The organism is Janthinobacterium agaricidamnosum NBRC 102515 = DSM 9628 (assembly GCF_000723165.1).
Taxonomy (GTDB): Bacteria; Pseudomonadota; Gammaproteobacteria; order Burkholderiales; family Burkholderiaceae_D; genus Janthinobacterium; species Janthinobacterium agaricidamnosum.
The window spans coordinates 3,004,782-3,020,979 of record NZ_HG322949.1 but is presented as its reverse complement, the minus strand read 5'-3'; the positions used below and the strand labels follow the sequence as shown (position 1 = coordinate 3,020,979).

17 protein-coding genes are annotated in these 16,198 nt (G+C 64.7%); 14 read left to right on the top strand and 3 right to left on the bottom strand.

The features are described 5' to 3' along the window. Positions 1-180 precede the first annotated feature (180 nt). Complete coding sequence (locus tag GJA_RS12785; protein WP_038492816.1) at positions 181-1,575, top strand: GntP family permease; 1,395 nt, start codon at positions 181-183, stop codon at positions 1,573-1,575. On the opposite strand, the gene GJA_RS12780 is transcribed toward GJA_RS12785, so the two are convergent. Continuing rightward, positions 1,554-2,519 carry a LysR family transcriptional regulator gene (locus GJA_RS12780; RefSeq protein WP_051780786.1) on the bottom strand — a complete coding sequence of 322 codons (966 nt, stop codon included), beginning with the start codon at positions 2,517-2,519 and terminating at the stop codon, positions 1,554-1,556. The two genes, GJA_RS12785 and GJA_RS12780, sit on opposite strands and share 22 nt — an antisense overlap. A 163-nt stretch (positions 2,520-2,682) precedes the next feature. Here GJA_RS12780 and mdcA point away from each other — a divergent pair, with 163 nt between their 5' ends. The 13 genes from mdcA (at position 2,683) to hmpA (ending at position 12,954) form a co-directional block, all read left to right on the top strand. Beyond that, complete coding sequence (gene mdcA, locus GJA_RS12775; protein WP_038492813.1) at positions 2,683-4,338, top strand: malonate decarboxylase subunit alpha; 1,656 nt, start codon at positions 2,683-2,685, stop codon at positions 4,336-4,338. Beyond that, positions 4,338-5,216 carry a triphosphoribosyl-dephospho-CoA synthase gene (locus GJA_RS12770; RefSeq protein WP_051780783.1) on the top strand — a complete coding sequence of 293 codons (879 nt, stop codon included), beginning with the start codon at positions 4,338-4,340 and terminating at the stop codon, positions 5,214-5,216. The genes mdcA and GJA_RS12770 overlap by 1 nt, the downstream gene beginning before the upstream one ends. Positions 5,217-5,239: 23 nt before the next feature. After that, on the top strand, positions 5,240-5,542 hold the full coding sequence (locus GJA_RS12765) for a malonate decarboxylase subunit delta (RefSeq protein WP_038492810.1): 303 nt from the start codon (positions 5,240-5,242) through the stop codon (positions 5,540-5,542). Then, the gene (locus tag GJA_RS12760) at positions 5,539-6,405 is read left to right on the top strand and encodes a biotin-independent malonate decarboxylase subunit beta (protein ID WP_038492807.1); all 867 of its coding nucleotides are present in this window, start codon (positions 5,539-5,541) and stop codon (positions 6,403-6,405) included. The genes GJA_RS12765 and GJA_RS12760 overlap by 4 nt, the downstream gene beginning before the upstream one ends. Then, a complete protein-coding gene (gene mdcE / locus GJA_RS12755; RefSeq protein ID WP_038492804.1) occupies positions 6,402-7,229 on the top strand; it encodes a biotin-independent malonate decarboxylase subunit gamma in 828 nt (275 codons plus the stop codon). The genes GJA_RS12760 and mdcE overlap by 4 nt, the downstream gene beginning before the upstream one ends. Before the next feature lie 96 nt (positions 7,230-7,325). Continuing rightward, positions 7,326-7,712, top strand: coding sequence for a malonate transporter subunit MadL (gene madL, locus GJA_RS12750; protein WP_038492801.1), 387 nt, complete (start codon positions 7,326-7,328; stop codon positions 7,710-7,712). A gap of 10 nt (positions 7,713-7,722) precedes the next feature. Next, positions 7,723-8,487: a malonate transporter subunit MadM gene (gene madM, locus GJA_RS12745; RefSeq protein ID WP_038492799.1), complete on the top strand. Its 765-nt coding sequence runs from the start codon at positions 7,723-7,725 to the stop codon at positions 8,485-8,487. 3 nt (positions 8,488-8,490) lie between these two features. Then, entirely contained in the window at positions 8,491-9,105 is a 615-nt protein-coding gene (locus tag GJA_RS12740; protein ID WP_038492796.1) for a malonate decarboxylase holo-ACP synthase, read from the top strand. Then, on the top strand, positions 9,102-10,037 hold the full coding sequence (gene mdcH / locus GJA_RS12735) for a malonate decarboxylase subunit epsilon (RefSeq protein ID WP_038492793.1): 936 nt from the start codon (positions 9,102-9,104) through the stop codon (positions 10,035-10,037). The genes GJA_RS12740 and mdcH overlap by 4 nt, the downstream gene beginning before the upstream one ends. Before the next feature lie 96 nt (positions 10,038-10,133). Then, on the top strand, positions 10,134-10,364 hold the full coding sequence (locus GJA_RS12730; RefSeq protein WP_038492789.1) for a hypothetical protein: 231 nt from the start codon (positions 10,134-10,136) through the stop codon (positions 10,362-10,364). Position 10,365: 1 nt separating this feature from the next. Continuing rightward, positions 10,366-11,130 carry a thioesterase II family protein gene (locus tag GJA_RS12725; RefSeq protein WP_038492786.1) on the top strand — a complete coding sequence of 255 codons (765 nt, stop codon included), beginning with the start codon at positions 10,366-10,368 and terminating at the stop codon, positions 11,128-11,130. A 152-nt stretch (positions 11,131-11,282) separates the two neighbouring features. Beyond that, positions 11,283-11,714: a hemerythrin domain-containing protein gene (locus tag GJA_RS12720; protein WP_038492783.1), complete on the top strand. Its 432-nt coding sequence runs from the start codon at positions 11,283-11,285 to the stop codon at positions 11,712-11,714. A gap of 58 nt (positions 11,715-11,772) precedes the next feature. Continuing rightward, positions 11,773-12,954 carry an NO-inducible flavohemoprotein gene (hmpA, locus tag GJA_RS12715; protein WP_038492780.1) on the top strand — a complete coding sequence of 394 codons (1,182 nt, stop codon included), beginning with the start codon at positions 11,773-11,775 and terminating at the stop codon, positions 12,952-12,954. 9 nt (positions 12,955-12,963) lie between these two features. Here the strand turns inward: hmpA and GJA_RS12710 are convergent, their stop codons facing one another. Next, positions 12,964-13,434, bottom strand: a complete 471-nt coding sequence (locus tag GJA_RS12710; protein ID WP_038492777.1) for an RrF2 family transcriptional regulator — start codon at positions 13,432-13,434, stop codon at positions 12,964-12,966. Positions 13,435-13,560: 126 nt separating this feature from the next. Beyond that, entirely contained in the window at positions 13,561-15,600 is a 2,040-nt protein-coding gene (locus tag GJA_RS12705; protein ID WP_038492774.1) for a S8 family serine peptidase, read from the bottom strand. Between the last annotated feature and the right edge of the window lie 598 nt (positions 15,601-16,198).

Sequence of the window (16,198 nt, the reverse complement as noted above, 5' to 3'; positions counted from 1 at the left end):
CTGCAAGCCGCATGGGATACATTCCATGCGGCTTTTTTTGTCTGGGGGGGCTGAATTGACTCTTGCAGGGAACCCGGCGCCACGCACGTCCCGGGCTCATCCATTCGGATGCCGCAGCATGTTATGATGTATTTTATGTAATTTTCATCATTGCATTTCTCATATGAGGGCTCGGGAAACATGTCTTTATTGATAGTTCTTGCTGCATTGGCCTTTCTGATGCTTGCCGCCTACCGCGGCTACAGCGTGATCCTGTTTGCGCCGCTGGCCGCGCTGGGTGCGGTATTACTGACCGAGCCTGCGGCGGTGGCGCCGGTCTTCAGCGGCATCTTCATGGACAAGATGGTCGGTTTCATCAAGCTGTACTTCCCGGTCTTCCTGCTCGGCGCGGTGTTCGGCAAGCTGATCGAGTTGTCCGGTTTTTCGCAATCCATCGTGGTGGCGGCGATCCGCTACATCGGCCGCTCGCGCGCCAACGCCGTCATCGTCGCCGTGTGTGCGGCGCTCACGTATGGCGGCGTGTCGCTGTTTGTGGTGGTGTTTGCCGTCTATCCATTCGCGGCCGAGCTGTACCGCCAGAGCGATATTCCGAAGCGGCTGATGCCGGGCGCCATCGCCTTGGGCGCGTTCTCGTTCACGATGGACACGCTGCCCGGCACGCCGCAGATCCAGAACATCATTCCCACCACCTTCTTCAACACCACCGGCTGGGCCGCGCCGTGGCTGGGCACCATCGGCGCGATCCTGACCGTGGTGCTGGGCCTGGTTTATCTGGAATGGCGGCGGCGTGCGGTCATGGCGACCGGCGAGGGTTATGGCGCCGGCACGGAAAAACCCAGCATCGATGCCGGCGCCTTGCCGCATCCGCTGCTGTCGGTGGCGCCGCTGGTGCTGGTGGGGGTGGCCAACTTCGCGCTGACCAAGCTGATACCCGGATGGTATGGCGACAGTTACGCCTTGACCGTCGACGCGCTGCCGGGCCTGCATGCGCCAGTGACGACCACGATCGCCTCCGTGGTCGGCATCTGGGCCGTCGAAGGGGCGCTGCTGCTGGGCATACTGCTGGTGTGTGTCACCGCGTTCGGCCGGATTCGCAGCGCCTTTGCCGAAGGCACCAAGGCGGCGGTCGGCGGCGCCCTGCTGGCGGCGATGAACACCGCGTCCGAATACGGTTTCGGCGGCGTCATCGCCGCGCTGCCGGGCTTCCTTGCCGTCAGCAGCACGCTGCGCAGCGTACCCGATCCACTGGTCAACGCCGCCGTGTCGGTGACCACGCTGGCCGGTATCACCGGCTCCGCATCGGGCGGCATGAGCATCGCGCTGGCCGCCATGTCGGACAGCTTTATCGAAGCGGCCCGGCAAGCGCATATCCCGCTGGAAGTCATGCACCGGGTGGTGGCGATGGCCAGCGGCGGCATGGACACCTTGCCGCACAACGGCGCCGTCATCACGCTGCTGGCGGTGACCGGTCTGACGCACCGTCAATCCTACCGCGATATTTTCGGCATCACGGTGATGAAGACAGTGGTGGTGTTTATCGTCATCGGCGTCTATTATCTGACCGGACTGGTGTGAGCGGGCAGGGCGGCCGGAGGCTTTCCCAGGTCATCCTGGCGCTGCTTGCCATACATCCGGCATTGCGCCGCCAGGGCCAGTAAATTCGGGTCGCGCTCGCGGTTCTTCGGCAGCAGTAGCGTGATGCTTTGGTGTGAGGCATACTGGCCGGCCAGCGGGATCAGCTCGATGCGGCTGCTGAATTCGGCCACTCGGCCGGGCAGCAGGCTGTAGCCGATGCCGCCGCTGACCAGGTTGATCAGCGAAAAGATATCGCCGACCCGCATCACGGTTTCGGGCACGAAGCCGGCTTGCCGAAACGCGTGGGCAAAACTGTCGGAGGTGACAAAGCCATCGCCCAGGGTAATGAATTTTTCATCCCGCATCCGCTTCAGGTCGATCTGCGCCTGGCCCGCATAAGGCGACCCCGGCGGGGCTGCCAGCCGCACCTCATCCTCGAACAGCGGCACGGCGATCAGATTCGGGTCGTTCAGCGGCGCCTGCATGCCGATGACGATGGCGTCCAGCCGGCCGTCGTCCAGGCTTTGCAGCAATTCCTGGTTCGAGCCCAGCGTCAGGTCGACATTCAATGCCGGCTTGCGCAGCTTCAGGCCGATCAGCAATTGCGGCACGCAGCGCAAGGTCAGCGAATACAGCGAGCCGATTTTCAAGCGGTTGGTATTAAAACCGGCCAGCTCGCGCACCTTGCGGATGCCTTCCTCGCATTCGCCGACCGCGCGCTGCGCATGCTTGGCGAACGCATAGGCGCTGGGCAGCGGCACCAGGCTGCGGCCCTCGCGCTTGAACAGCGGACAGCGCAAGCCTTGCTCCAGCGAGTGCAGCGAACGGTGCACGCTGACCGCGCTTTGCCCCAGTTCCTCCGACACGCGCGCCAGCTTATGCAGGCGCATGAAGGCCAAAAACACTTCCAGCTTCTTGAGGGTGATTTCTTCGTCGATCATCAGGGCCGCCGCGATGGTTGCTGTAACTGCTTACCGGAAACCGCAGCATACCTTGTTTTGACGGATTTCATTACTGCCAGGTTAATCAACCGGCGGCCAGCTTGATTGTAATGGCGCTGCGCTGTTCCTATGCTGGAGCATCACGGTAACAGCCAGTGGAGAGTTCATGAACAGCATCATCAAGCGCCAGTGGGATACCCGGCGGGTCGAAAAACAGCGCCGGCTGGCTTCGGTGGCCCATTTGTGCGACGGCCCGCTGCTGCGCACCGAAAGCATCGTCGAGGCGCTGCACACCCTGATCGCCAGCGGCGACCGGGTGGTCTTGGAAGGGAATAATCAAAAGCAGGCCGACTTCCTGGCCCGTTCGCTGGTGCGGCTCGATCCGGCCAAGGTCAATCATCTGCACCTGATCATGCCCAGCGTCAGCCTGCCGGAACACCTGGACCTGTTCGAGCGCGGCATCGCCCGCAAGCTCGATTTCGCCTTCGCCGGCGCGCAAAGCCTGCGCATCTCGCAATTCCTGCAAGACGGCTTGCTGGAAATGGGCGCGATCCACACCTATGTCGAACTGTATGCGCGGCTGTATGTCGACTTGACGCCGAACGTGGTGCTGGTGGCCGGCTACATGGCCGACCGCCAGGGCAATCTGTACACCGGCCCCAGCACCGAAGATACGCCGACGCTGGTCGAGGCGGCGGCTTTCCGCGACGGCATCGTGATCGCGCAAGTGAACCGGATCGTCGACGATCCGGGCGATTTGCCGCGGGTCGACATTCCCGGCGCATGGATCGACTTCGTGGTGCAGTCCGACCAGCCGTTTTATATCGAACCGCTGTTCACCCGCGATCCGCGCCTGATCAAGCCGGTGCATGTGCTGATGGCGATGATGGCGATCCGCGGCGTGTATGAACGGCATCAGGTGCAGTCGCTCAACCACGGCATCGGTTTTAACACCGCCGCGATCGAGCTGATCTTGCCGACCTATGGCGAAAAGCTGGGCTTGAAAGGCAAGATCTGCAAGAACTGGACCTTGAATCCGCATCCGACGCTGATCCCGGCGATCGAAAGCGGCTGGGTCGACAGCGTGCATTGCTTCGGCGCCGAGCTGGGCATGGAAGCGTACGCGGCGGCGCGGCCGGATATCTTCTTTACCGGCCGCGATGGCTCGATGCGCTCCAACCGCGCCTTGTGCCAGCTGGCCGGCCAGTACGCGGTCGACCTGTTCATCGGTTCGACCCTGCAAATGGATGGACTCGGCAATTCCTCGACGGTGACACGGGGCCGGCTGACCGGCTTTGGCGGCGCGCCGAACATGGGCCACGATCCGCATGGCCGGCGCCACGCCAGCCCGGCCTGGCTGGACCTGATCGAAACCGACGACCCGCTGGCGCGCGGCAAGAAGCTGGTGGTGCAAATGGTCGAAACCTTCCAGGACGGCGGCCAGCCGACCATCGTCGAATCGCTCGACGCGGTGGCGGTCGGCAAGGCGTCCGGCATGCCGCTGGCGCCGGTGATGATTTATGGCGACGACGTGACCCATGTGCTGACCGAAGAGGGCATCGCCTACCTGTACAAGGCGCGTTCGCTGGACCAGCGCAAGGCGATGCTGGCGGCGGTGGCCGGCGTGACGCCGGTCGGCCTGAGACACGATCCGAAAACCACGGCGGCATTGCGCTCCGGCGGCTTGATCGCGCTGCCGGAAGATATCGGCGTGCAGCGCGGCGACGCCAGCCGTTCGCTGCTGGCCGCCAAGAGCATCGGCGACCTGGTCGAATGGTCCGATGGTTTATATAACCCGCCGGCCAAATTCAGGAACTGGTGATGACTGCCTTGAATCGATTGCAGGGACTCGCGAGCAGCGCCCCATCGGCGCCGCTGGCCGGACGTCTGGCCGACATGGCGGTCGCCGCCTTGATCGATGAAGCGATGCTGACCCCGAAGCCGGGCCTGGTCGACCTGCGCGGCAGCGGCGCGCACCACGACTTGAACTGGCTGCTGATGTGTCATTCGGCGTGGGCGCTGCATGCGGCGTTCCGCGCGATGGCGCTGGCCGGCCAGGAAATCGGCGATGCGGCGCTGCTGCGCGAACGCATCGGCGCCATCGGCCGCGACGGCGAGCGGGCCATGATGGCCGCCACCGGCGGCATCAACACCCATCGCGGCGCGATCTGGGCGCTGGGCTTGCTGGTCAGCGCCGCCGCGCAGCCCGGCGCCAGGTCGGCCGCCGACATCGCCTGCCGGGCCGGCCTGCTGGCGCGGCTGCGCGACCGCCATGCGCCGGCGGTTACCGGCAACAAGGGCGAACTGGCTTGCCTGGAACACGGCGTCGGCGGCGCCCGGGCCCAGGCGCAGGCCGGTTTTCCGCAAGTGATGCAAGTGGCGCTGCCGATGCTGGCCGCGTCGCGCCGGCGCGGCGATGGCGAAGATGCGGCGCGCCTGAACGCCTTGCTGGCGGTGATCGGACAACTGGACGACACCTGCCTGCTGGCGCGCGGCGGCGCAGCGGCGCTGGCCGCCACGCAAGCCGGCGCGCGCGCCGTGCTCGATGCCGGCGGCGCCGCCGCGCCGGCCGGCAAGCTGGCCTTGTCGGCGCTGGAACGGCGGATGCTGGCGGACCGTTTGTCGCCCGGCGGCGCGGCCGACTTGCTGGCGGCCGCGTTGCTGCTGGACCGGATTGAACAAGCGGATCAAAAAAGATAGTGTGCAAATAATGGAGGCCGATGATGGAAAAACTACAGTATGAATTTAGCGCCGGCCAGCCGGCGGCCAGCCGCGCGCTGGCCGGGGTGGTCAGTTCGGGCGACCTGGAAGTGCTGCTGGAGCCGAAACCGGCCGGCAGCACCACGGTGCGTGTCAGCACCTCGGTCGACGGCTACGGCGGCGTGTGGTCAGCCTTGTTGAGCCGCGTGTTTGCCGATGCCGCGCTGCCGGCCGCCGATATCGAGATCAACGACAGCGGCGCCACGCCGGGCGTGGTGCGCATGCGCATCGAGCAAGCCTTCGAAGAAGCGGCGGGGCGGCCATGAGCACAGCCCACATCGGCATTGAACAATTATTGGCGCGCGACAGTTTCATCGAACGGGGCGCGCGCAGCCGTGCCATGGCCTTGCTCGATTCGGGCACCATGCGCGAACTGGTCGGGCCGTTCGACCGGGTCACGTCGCCATGGCTGGCGATGCAACACCTGGTCACGCAAGCCGACGACGGCGTTATCGTTGCCAAAGGCACGCTGGCTGGCTTGCCGACCGTGGTGCTGGCCATCGAAGGCGCATTCCAGGGCGGCAGCATGGGCGAGGTCGGCGGCGCCAAGATCGCCGGCGCGCTGGAACTGGCGGCGCAAGACAACCGCAACGGCGTGCCGACCCAGGCGGTGATCCTGTTCGAGACCGGCGGCGTGCGGCTGCAAGAGGCCAACCTGGGCTTGGCGGCGATCGCCGAAATCCAGGCGGCGATCGTCGATCTGCGGCGCTACCGGCCGGTGATCGGCGTCATTGCCGGCACGGTCGGCTGCTACGGCGGCATGTCGATCGCGGCTGGTTTGTGTTCGTATCTGGTGCTGACCCGCGAAGCGCGGCTCGGCTTGAACGGGCCGCAAGTGATCGAGCAGGAAGCGGGCATCGCCGAATTCGATGCGCGCAACCGGCCGTTGATCTGGAGCCTGACCGGCGGCGAACAGCGTTTCCAGACCCATCTGGCCGACGCTTATGTCGACGACGATACGCCCGGCATCCGCGCGGTGCTGACCGATTTGTTCGCCCAAGGCGTGCCGGTCGTGCACCGCAGCGCGCGCCACGACGACTTTTTGGCCAGCCTGGAACAGGTCGACACGACGGCGCAAGCGGTGCCGCAGGAGGTGCGCGATATTTACCGGAAAGGACTGGCATCATGAGTCAGCAAAATCAGCAAAATCAGCAAGCAGAAAGCCGCGGCGCGCGCTGGCTGGCGCTGCTGGCCGGCAGCGCACCGTTAGCCGGCGGCTACGGCGCCGCGCTGCGGGTGGCCGATGCCAGCCTGGCCGGCCGGCCGGCGCGCTATATCGCCGTCGTGCCGGACTGGAACAACCGTTTTCCGCGCGCCCGCAACGGCGAAATCGGCCTGGTCGAGGGCTGGCTGCTGGCGCGCGCGGTACAGCAAGTGATCGCGCTGGACCGCGCTGCGGCCGTCAAGCGCCCGATTGTCGCGCTGATCGACGTCACCAGCCAGGCGTATGGCCGGCGCGAAGAGGCGTACGGCATCCACCAGGCGCTGGCCGGCGCGGCCGGAGCCTACGCCGAGGCGCGTCTGGCCGGGCACCCGGTGATCGGCCTGATCGTCGGGCTGGCGATGTCCGGCGCCTTCCTGGCGCACGGCTACCAGGCCAACCGCCTGATCGCCTTCGACGATCCGGGCGTGATGGTGCATGCGATGGGCAAGGCATCGGCCGCGCGCATCACGCTGCGTTCGGTCGCGGCGCTGGAAACGCTGGCCGCCAGCGTGCCGCCGATGGCTTACGATATCCGCAGCTATGCGTCGCTCGGCCTGTTGTGGCGGGTGCTGGCGCCGAGCGACGCGGACCGGCCGCTGGACAGCGATGTGGCCCTGGTGCGGCAAACGCTGGAAGACGCGCTGGCCGATATCCTGGCCGATCCGCGCCAGGACCTGGCCGGCCGGCTCGACGGCGAACACCGCGCGGCGTCGAGAAAGGTCAGGCAGATGCTGCGCCAGCAGTGGTAAGTGAGGTAGTGAAAACGCAAGGTGCCCGTAAAAAGGTGGCGGCCAGCATACATAACAAACCAGCGGCCGCCTGATTATATTGTTGGAGGAGACATCATGATTATCTATGGAACCGCATTACTGGCCGTGTGCCATTTGTTGGGGATTTTTCTGGGCGACATGCTGGGCGCGCTGATCGGCGTGAAAACCAACGTCGGCGGGGTCGGCATCGCCATGATCTTGCTGATTTTTGCGCGGCTGCATATGCACAAGCGCGGCCTGATGCCGCAAACGACAGAACTGGGCGTGACCTTCTGGGGCGCGATGTACATTCCGGTGGTGGTGGCGATGGCGGCCCAGCAAAACGTGGTCGCGGCGCTGCGCGGCGGCCCGGTGGCCTTGCTGGCCGCGTTCGGCGCGCTGCTGGTGTGCGCCTGCTGCATCGCGCTGATCAACCGCGGCGAGCGTCCAGCCGCCGTCATCGACGCCGTCGCGCCAGCCTGAGGAGACCATCATGCTACAGATGCTGGAAAAGACCGTATTGAATAATGGCCTGGTGACGGCGTTCGCGGTGGTCGGATTGATCATGTATCTGTCGATGCAGTTGTCGCGCCGGCTGACGTTCGGCCGGGTCCACGGTTCGGCCATCGCGATATTGATCGGCCTGGCCCTGGCCTATTGGGGCGGGCTGCGCACCGGCGGCGAGAAAGGCCTGGCCGACTTGTCGCTGTTCAGCGGCATCGGCCTGATGGGCGGCGCCATGCTGCGCGACTTCGCCATCGTCGCCACCGCGTTCGAGGTGCAAGCCAGCGAAGCGCGCAAGGCCGGCCTGATCGGCGTGCTTGCGCTGCTGCTCGGCACCGTGCTGCCATTCATCGTCGGCGCCAGCGTGGCGTATGCGTTCGGCTACACCGACGCGGTCAGCATGACCACCATCGGCGCCGGCGCGGTGACGTATATCGTCGGCCCGGTGACCGGCGCGGCCATTGGCGCCAAGTCGGAAATCATGGCGCTCAGTATCGCCACCGGGCTGGTCAAGGCCATCATGGTGATGGTCGGCACGCCGATCGCCGCCAAGTTCCTCGGCTTGAAAACCCCGCGTTCGGCGATGGTGTTCGGCGGCCTGGCCGGCACCGTCAGCGGCGTTTCGGCCGGCCTGGCCGCGACCGACCGCAAGCTGGTGCCGTACGGGACGCTGGTGGCGACTTTTCATACCGGACTGGGCTGCCTGCTGGGGCCGTCGGTGCTGTATTTCGCCACCAGGGCCATCGTCGGCTGATCCATGAATCCGCACGATTTATTGTGGATCGCCGGCGCCGACGGCCTGTCGTTCAAGCGTGGCGCCGCGCGGCCGGACTGGCTCACCGACGACTGGCTGCGCCGGGCGCCGCTGGTGCTGCGCCGCGAAACCATGGCGGCCGGCGACAGCCGTTTGCCGGTCGGTGTGCGCGGGACCACGCGCAGCCAGCGCTGCGCCGCCTATGTCGAGCGTGACGCGGTATTGCGGTCTGTCGCGCCTGAAGCGCTGGCCGCCGGCCGCTATCCATCCGGCTTCCCGGCGCTGGCCGCGCTGGCCGCGCTGGCGCCGGCGTTCGACAGCAGCGGACTGGCCTGGGGACCGACCGGCGGCGTCGGCTTTTTGCTGGCCAGCGGCCTGCCGGTGCTGCGTCCGGACAGCGATCTGGACCTGCTGCTGCGCGCGCCGCGACGGCTCGGCGCTGGGCAGGCGGCGGCGCTGGCCGCCTTGCAGGTCAGCCCCGTCTGCCGCATCGATATCCAGGTCGATACCGGCCATGGCGCGTTTGCGCTGGCCGAGTGGCTGCGGTGGCCGTCCAGGATCATGCTCAAGACCGGCGCCGGGCCGGTACTGCTGGACGATCCATGGAGCGCACCATGAGCGGCATCTTGTTTACCTTTCCGGGACAGGGCGCGCAAAAGCCGGGCATGCTGCATGCGTTGCCCGATCATGCTGAAGTGCGCCGCACGCTGGAGCAGGCCGGCGCCGTGCTGGGTGGCGATCCGCTGCGCATGGACAGCGCCCAGGCGCTGCAATCCACCGTCGCCGTGCAGCTTTGCCTGCTGATCTGCGGCGTGGCGATGGCCCGGGTGTTCGCCGCGCATGGCGCGCGGCCGGACATGGTGGCCGGCCTGTCGATCGGCGCCTATCCGGCCGCGGTGGCGGCCGGCCTGCTCGATTACGGCGCCGCCTTGTCGCTGGTGCGGCGACGCGCCCAGCTGATGCAGGACGCCTATCCGCAAGGCTATGGCATGACGGCGATCAGCGGACTCGATCAAGGCCGGCTCGCACCGTTGATCGCCAGCGTGCATGGCCGCCAATCGCCAGTCTACCTGGCCAATCTGAACGGACCGCGGCAACTGGTGATTGCCGGCGCCGATGCGGCGCTGCAGGCGGTTGCGGCGCTGGCGCTGCAGGCCGGCGCCAGCCGCGCCGAGCGCCTGGCCGTCAACGTGCCGTCGCATTGCGAGTTGTACGCCGCCGTAGCGCTGCAAATGCAGGCGGCCTTCGCGCAGGTGACGCTGCATCGTCCGCAACTGACCTACATCAGCGGCAGTGCGGCGCGCGCGCTGTTCGATCCGTCCCGCATCGCCGATGATCTGGCGGCCAATGTGGCGCGCCAGGTGCATTGGCACGACACCGCGCGCCACGCGTGGGAACGCGGCGCGCGGCTGGCCCTGGAAATGCCGGGCGGTTCGGTGTTGACCGGCTTGAGCGCGCCGCTGTTCGACGATGGCCAGGCGCTCAGTTGCGACGCCAGCCGCCTCGACAACTTGCTGGCGCTGAGTGAACGCCAGCGCGGCGCCCTGTAATTCCTGCCGCCGGTTTCCCTTCCGATCGCGGCTCGATCAGGCGATTTTGCCGATGACCTGTGCATCGCCAAGATCAGCGAAGAACAGAAAAGTCCCGTGTACCTGTTCGGCGAATGGGCGGCCGGGCAGGACCGGCTGTTCAAGCGCGTGTTTTACACGCGTTTGTTGCCAGACTTGAAAGCACGCGGCAAGACGGTTATCCTGATCACCCACGACGACGCGTATTTCCACTGCGCCGACCGGGTGATCAAGCTGGAAGATGGTCACTTGCAGTCGGTTTCACAACATGGCGCGGAAGTTCCGCGCCCCATTTTGCACACTGTCTGATATGAATCCAAGCATCAATCCATCCGCCTGGCTGTTGCGCAAGCCCGGCGCTCCGCGCCGCTTGCGGCTCTACTGTTTTTGTTATGCCGGCGGCAGCGCCGTCAGTTTCATGCCGTGGCAAGCGTTGCTCGACCCGGCCATCGAAGTGTGTGCGATCCAGTTGCCGGGACGCGGCCCGCGCCTGGCGGAAGCGCCATACGAAGCGCTGCCGCCGCTGATCGAAACGCTGGCCCTGATGACCGGCGCCGCGGGCGAATTGCCGTTCGCCTTTTTCGGGCATAGCCTGGGCGCGCTGATCGCCTTCGAACTGGCGCGTTATCACCAGCGCCATGACCTGCCCATGCCGCGCCACCTGTTCGTGTCCGGCTGCGCCGCGCCGCAGCACCGGGGCGTGTCGCGGCAACTGCATGCCTTGTCGGACGACGGCTTGATCGACGCCTTGAAAGAGTATAACGGCACGCCGCCCGAAATCCTGGCGCACCGCGAATTGATGCAAATGGTGCTGCCGGCGATACGCGCCGATTTCCGGCTGGTCGAGCAATACCAGTACCGGGCCAGCCTGCCGTTGAACATTCCCGTCACGGCGCTGGCCGGCCGGCGCGACGAGCGCATCGGCGAGGAAGAGGTGGCGGGCTGGGGCAAGGAAACCAGCCTGCCGCTGGCGGTCGAATGGTATCAGGGCGATCACTTCTTCATCCACCCGGAGCGCGATGCGGTGCTGCGCCGCATTTCGGCGACCTTGGCCGGATTGTTGCAGCTGCTGTAAATGCCATAGGTGAGAGGCCGCCGGGCCGCGATACATCTTTCCGTCACGCAGATGCTTGACTATTTTTATAAAGATGTATTTTGTTTGCATGTTTAATGTTTTTGATCTACACTTGCGCCATTCAATCGAGAAATGGCAGGGTGGACGTCACGATGAACATCGATAAATTCAAGCAGCAGCACCTGGATATCCTCGCCGCGATCGCGGCCTTGCGCAGCCTGGCGCAAGACGGCATCGGCGAGAACGCGCCGCGTATTGCCGCGCAGATCGTCGCGATGAGCGGTCTTATCAAATTGCATCTGGCGGTCGAGCGGCGTTATCTGTATCCCGCCTTGCAAACGGCGGGTAATCCCGCGCTGGCTCGCATGAGCCGGCAATATCAAGGCGAAATGGATGGCATCGTCGATGCCTACCTGGCGTTTGCCGGCAAGTGGAACACCGCGCCCCAGGTCGCAGCGCAGCCCGAACAATTCCGCAGCGACGCCAACCATGTGCTGAAAACGCTGTATCAGCGCATGCAGCGCGAAGACCGCGAATTTTATCCGGCGATCGAGGCATTTGACGCCGGTCGGCAGGCCGCCTGATGCGGGTCCTTACTTCCCCCTTTTTGTTTTCCTTTTACCTGATGAACAAGGATGAATCATGTTGAGCATCGAACACCGCAATATCGTCAGCGCCACCGTTCCGGTCCTGGAGCAGGGCGGCGAAACGCTGACCCGTCATTTTTACAAGAACCTGTTCCGCGATTACCCTGAAGTGGCGCCTTATTTTAACCAGGCGCACCAGCACCATGGCGACCAGCAGCGCGCGCTGGCCAACGCGGTGCTGATGTATGCACGCAATATCGAGCGCCTGGAAAACCTGGGGCCGCTGGTATCGACCATCGTCAACAAGCACGTCGCGCTGCAAATCCGCCGCGAGCATTATCCGATGGTCGGGGCCAGCCTGCTGCAGGCGATCCGTGAAGTGCTGGGCGCGGAAACCGCCACCGACGCGGTGCTGGAAGCGTGGGGCGCCGCGTATGGCCAGCTGGCCGATATCCTGGCCGGCGCCGAGGCGGCGCTGTATGACGAAAAAGCGGCGGCCCCTGGCGGCTGGACCGGCGCGCGCGACTTCGTGGTGCGCGACAAGATCGTCGAAAGCGCCGAAATCACGTCGTTCGTGCTGGCGCCCAGCGATGGCGGCCCGGTGCTGGACTTCGCGCCGGGCCAATACATCGGCGTGCTGGTCACGATCGATGGCGTCGAACTGCGCCGCCAGTATTCGCTGTCGGCGGCCAGCAACGGTGTCGATTACCGCATCAGCATCAAGCGCGAACACGGCGGCAAGGTGTCGAATTTCTTCCACGACCAGGTGCGGCAGGGCGCCAGCGTGCGCCTGTCGCCGCCATCGGGCGAATTCGTCTTGCGCGACGGCGACAAGCCGCTGGTGCTGATCAGCGGCGGCGTCGGCATCACGCCGACGCTGGCGATGCTGACGGCGGCGCTGCGCACCAGGCGCCCGGTACATTTCATCCACTCGGCGCGGCATGGCGGCGTGCACGCCTTCCGCGAGCATATCGAGCAATTGGCGGCCAGCCACCCGCAATTGTCGCGCTATTACTGCTACGCGGAAGCGCTGGATGAACATGCGGCGCCGCATGCGGTGGGTTTGCTCGGCCGCGAACAATTAGGCCAATGGCTGCCGCCATCGCGCGACGTGGATGCGTATTTTCTTGGTCCGACGCCGTTCATGCAGGCGGTCAAGCGCCATCTGACCGATCTCGGCGTGCCGGAAGCGCAAACCCACTATGAGTTTTTCGGCCCGGCCGGCGCGCTGGATTAAATGGCTTTCTTAAGCTGGTTTCTTAAGCTGATGTAGCGCTATCACGCCCGGCGCCAGCGCCGTGCCGGGCCTGTCCGCCGCAGGTTTCAGCAGCGACGCCAGGCTGACCTGGTCGAGCACGGCCAGGTAGGCCCGGGTCGCTTCGGCCAGCGCCGACTTGAGCTTGCAGCCCGGCGTCAGCGGGCAGGTGTTGTGGGCCGTATTAAAACACTCGGCCATGAAAAAATCGGTTTCGGTGTCGCGCACGATGGCGCCGATATTGATGTCCGCCGGGTCGCGCTTGAGGCGCAATCCGCCATTCCTGCCGCGCACGGTTTCGACGATGCCGGACAAGCCCAGTTGATGCACCACTTTCATCAAGTGATTCTTGGAGATCGCATGCAGGTCGGCGATGTCCTGGATCGTCACAAGGCGATCCAGGTTCATGCCCAGGTACATCAGGGTGCGCAGGGTGTAGTCGGTGTAGGCGGTCAGTCGCATGCGTATCAAAGATGTCGATAACATCTTCCTTTCAGCCGCCAGCATACAGCAAATCGCTGGCCGGCAGCAGCCCGGAGCGCCAAATCCGGGCCGCCAACAGCAGGTTGACGCGGCGACAGGCCGGTTTTACAGTACGGCGCGCGCCACCAGCGCGAACGATTGCCGGTCGATGGCGATGCGGTAAGCCTTGACCTTGATGGTGACCGCGCCGGCCGGCACCGACAGCAGGCTGACCTGTTCCACATTATTGCTGCGGTCCGGTATCGTCGAGCCGGGCGCGGCATTGCCGATGCCGAGCCGGCCGGAGTCGGTTTCGACCGTCAAGTCCAGGTCGTTCTGCAGCGTTTCGCCGGGAGGATCGGTCCAGACCAGCGTGACTTTCAGTTCGGCGGCGGGGCGATCGAGTTGTACCGTGAAGACTTCTTCGTCGCCGGTGTCGAGCTGCGTGCCTTCATCCCACCAGGCCAGTATCTCGCTGTCGGCGCCGGCATCGACCGCCGCCGCCAGGTTGACCCGTCCAAAGCCCTGGTTGTTGTTCGGGATGGTGCCGGCTTCGCTCGGCGTGTACTGGCCGAGCAGCGGCCGGGCCGCGTTGATCAGTATCGCCTTGACGATGGCCGCGCTGGGCCTGGCGGCTTGCTGCGACTGCAGGAATTCGCGCACCACCGCCGCGCAGCCCGATACCAGCGGCGTCGCCATGCTGGTGCCGCCTTCGTAAAAGTACAGCGGGTCGGGCGATGGCCCCCAGCCGTTGGCGACGCCGTCGGCGCGCGAACGGGTCGACAGGATGCCGGTTCCCGGCGCCACCAGGTCGGGTTTGATGCGGCCGTCCGCGGTCGGGCCGCGCGAGCTGAAGGCGGCCAGGCCCTCCGGATTGTCGGCCAGCTTGTCGTTGCGCAGCGGGTCGGACGGGTAGTCCTGCGGCCAGCCTTGTCCATAGCGGTTGAACTTGAACCGGCCATCGACATAATAAAAGTCCGGCCGCTGGTTTTCGCTGGCGCCGACGGTGATGCAATTCTTGGCCGTGCCTGGCGAGCCGACCGAGTGCGCATCGATCAAGCCGTCGCGGTTGCGGTCGCTGCCATCGTTGCCGGCGGCGAACAGGATGCTCATGTCGCGGTTGGTCCAGATGAAGTTATCCACGTCGTAGGCATCCGGCGTGTAGCCGTTATTCGAATCGCCCCAGGAATTGGAGTGGACCCGGGCGCCTTCGTCGTAAGCTTGCTGGAACAGCCGGTACAGGTTGTTGCCCAGGCCGCCCAGGCCGCCGCGCGCATCCAGCACCGATTGCATCACCAGCGTGGCCTTGGGCGCGGTGCCGCGTATCGGTCCGTCCGCCGAATGGCCGTCGCCCAGCACCGAGCCGCAAACGTGGGTGCCGTGCCCTTGCGGATCGCTGGCGTCGTTCGGCCGGCCCAGCGCATGCAGGGCCTTGACGCGGCCCTCGAAGGCCGGATGCGGATGGCCGGCGTCGCCGTTGTCGAAGCCGGTGTCGCAGACCGCGACGATTTGTCCCTGGCCTTGCAGGCCGAGCGCCGTCATCACCGTGTCCGCGCCGAGTATGCCGCGCGCGACGTTATTCCATAATTTTTTCTCGAACACCGGCTCGATGTTGCGCACCAGGTCGATTTTCGACAGTGCGTCCAGCCGGTCGGTATCGACGCGCAGCCGGATCTTGCCATTGTCCGCATTCAGCTGGCCGGGACTGACGCCGGCCGCCAGCGCGACCTGGTTCAACGCGGCGGTCCTGTCGGCGTCCCGGTGCAGGACGATGTCGACCTGTTCGAGGCTGGAGCCGGGCGAACTGGCCATGCCTTGCATGCCCAGCAGCGGCGCCTGTTTCGCCTTGACGGCGGCGTGCAATTGCGGGGAAATCTTGAATCCTTCCAGGTAGACATTGGCCCAGGCGACAAAAGGCAGCGCGCGCACCTGGTGCAGGTCGGTGTCGTTGTAGCGGCAAATATAAGTATTGGTCGGCACATACTCCAGCATTTCCGCGCCGGTGTCGCTCAATTGTTTTTTTTGCGGCGCGGTCAATGGTTCCCTGGTTTGCACCAGAATATAGTCCGAACTTGCCGCGTCCGGCTGGAACAGCGCCAGTTGTTTTAGTGCCGGTGTCTCTGCAGCGGGATTCAGCGTGACGCCATTAATGGTGATGTTAGACATAATGATCCCTTCTCCGAAGTTGATGAGTGAGCGCCGCCAACAGCGCCGGGTGTTGCCAGTCTTGGCCAGTTATTAGAACGGCAGCGCCATCGTCGGTTCCGGAAAAAAGTGACAATATGTGACAATTGCAGCGCCGGTTTTTAAGAAATTCTTTCGCTGCGGCGTGTTTATTAATGCAGTCGTTTTTTATTCGGGCGCGCCGATTCATTGTTTATCGCCGCAATTAAAGCTAAATCAAGAAACTATTTTCAAATAAATATTTTTATTGCTATATGGAAATTATGATTCTATAATTGCCATGATTTAGTAATTATTCAAGGTAATGTATGTGTCATTGTTTTGCTGTGCGTTGCGGCTGTTCTGCCGTACCGTGCCGGTTGCCGCTCGCCTGCAGGTCAGCGCCGCCGGTTTCACGCTGAATACCCTCTCTCAAAAAACTATCCGACATGACGCTCTCTCCCTCATTGGGGAGATTGTCCCGGCCGGCCGATGGCGGCTTCCAATAAGTCGCCAGTAGCCCCCCGAATTAATGCCTCACCCTCATACCTCACTCTTCACGCTCCCATGAACAAGCACCTGTACCGCATCATCTTCAATC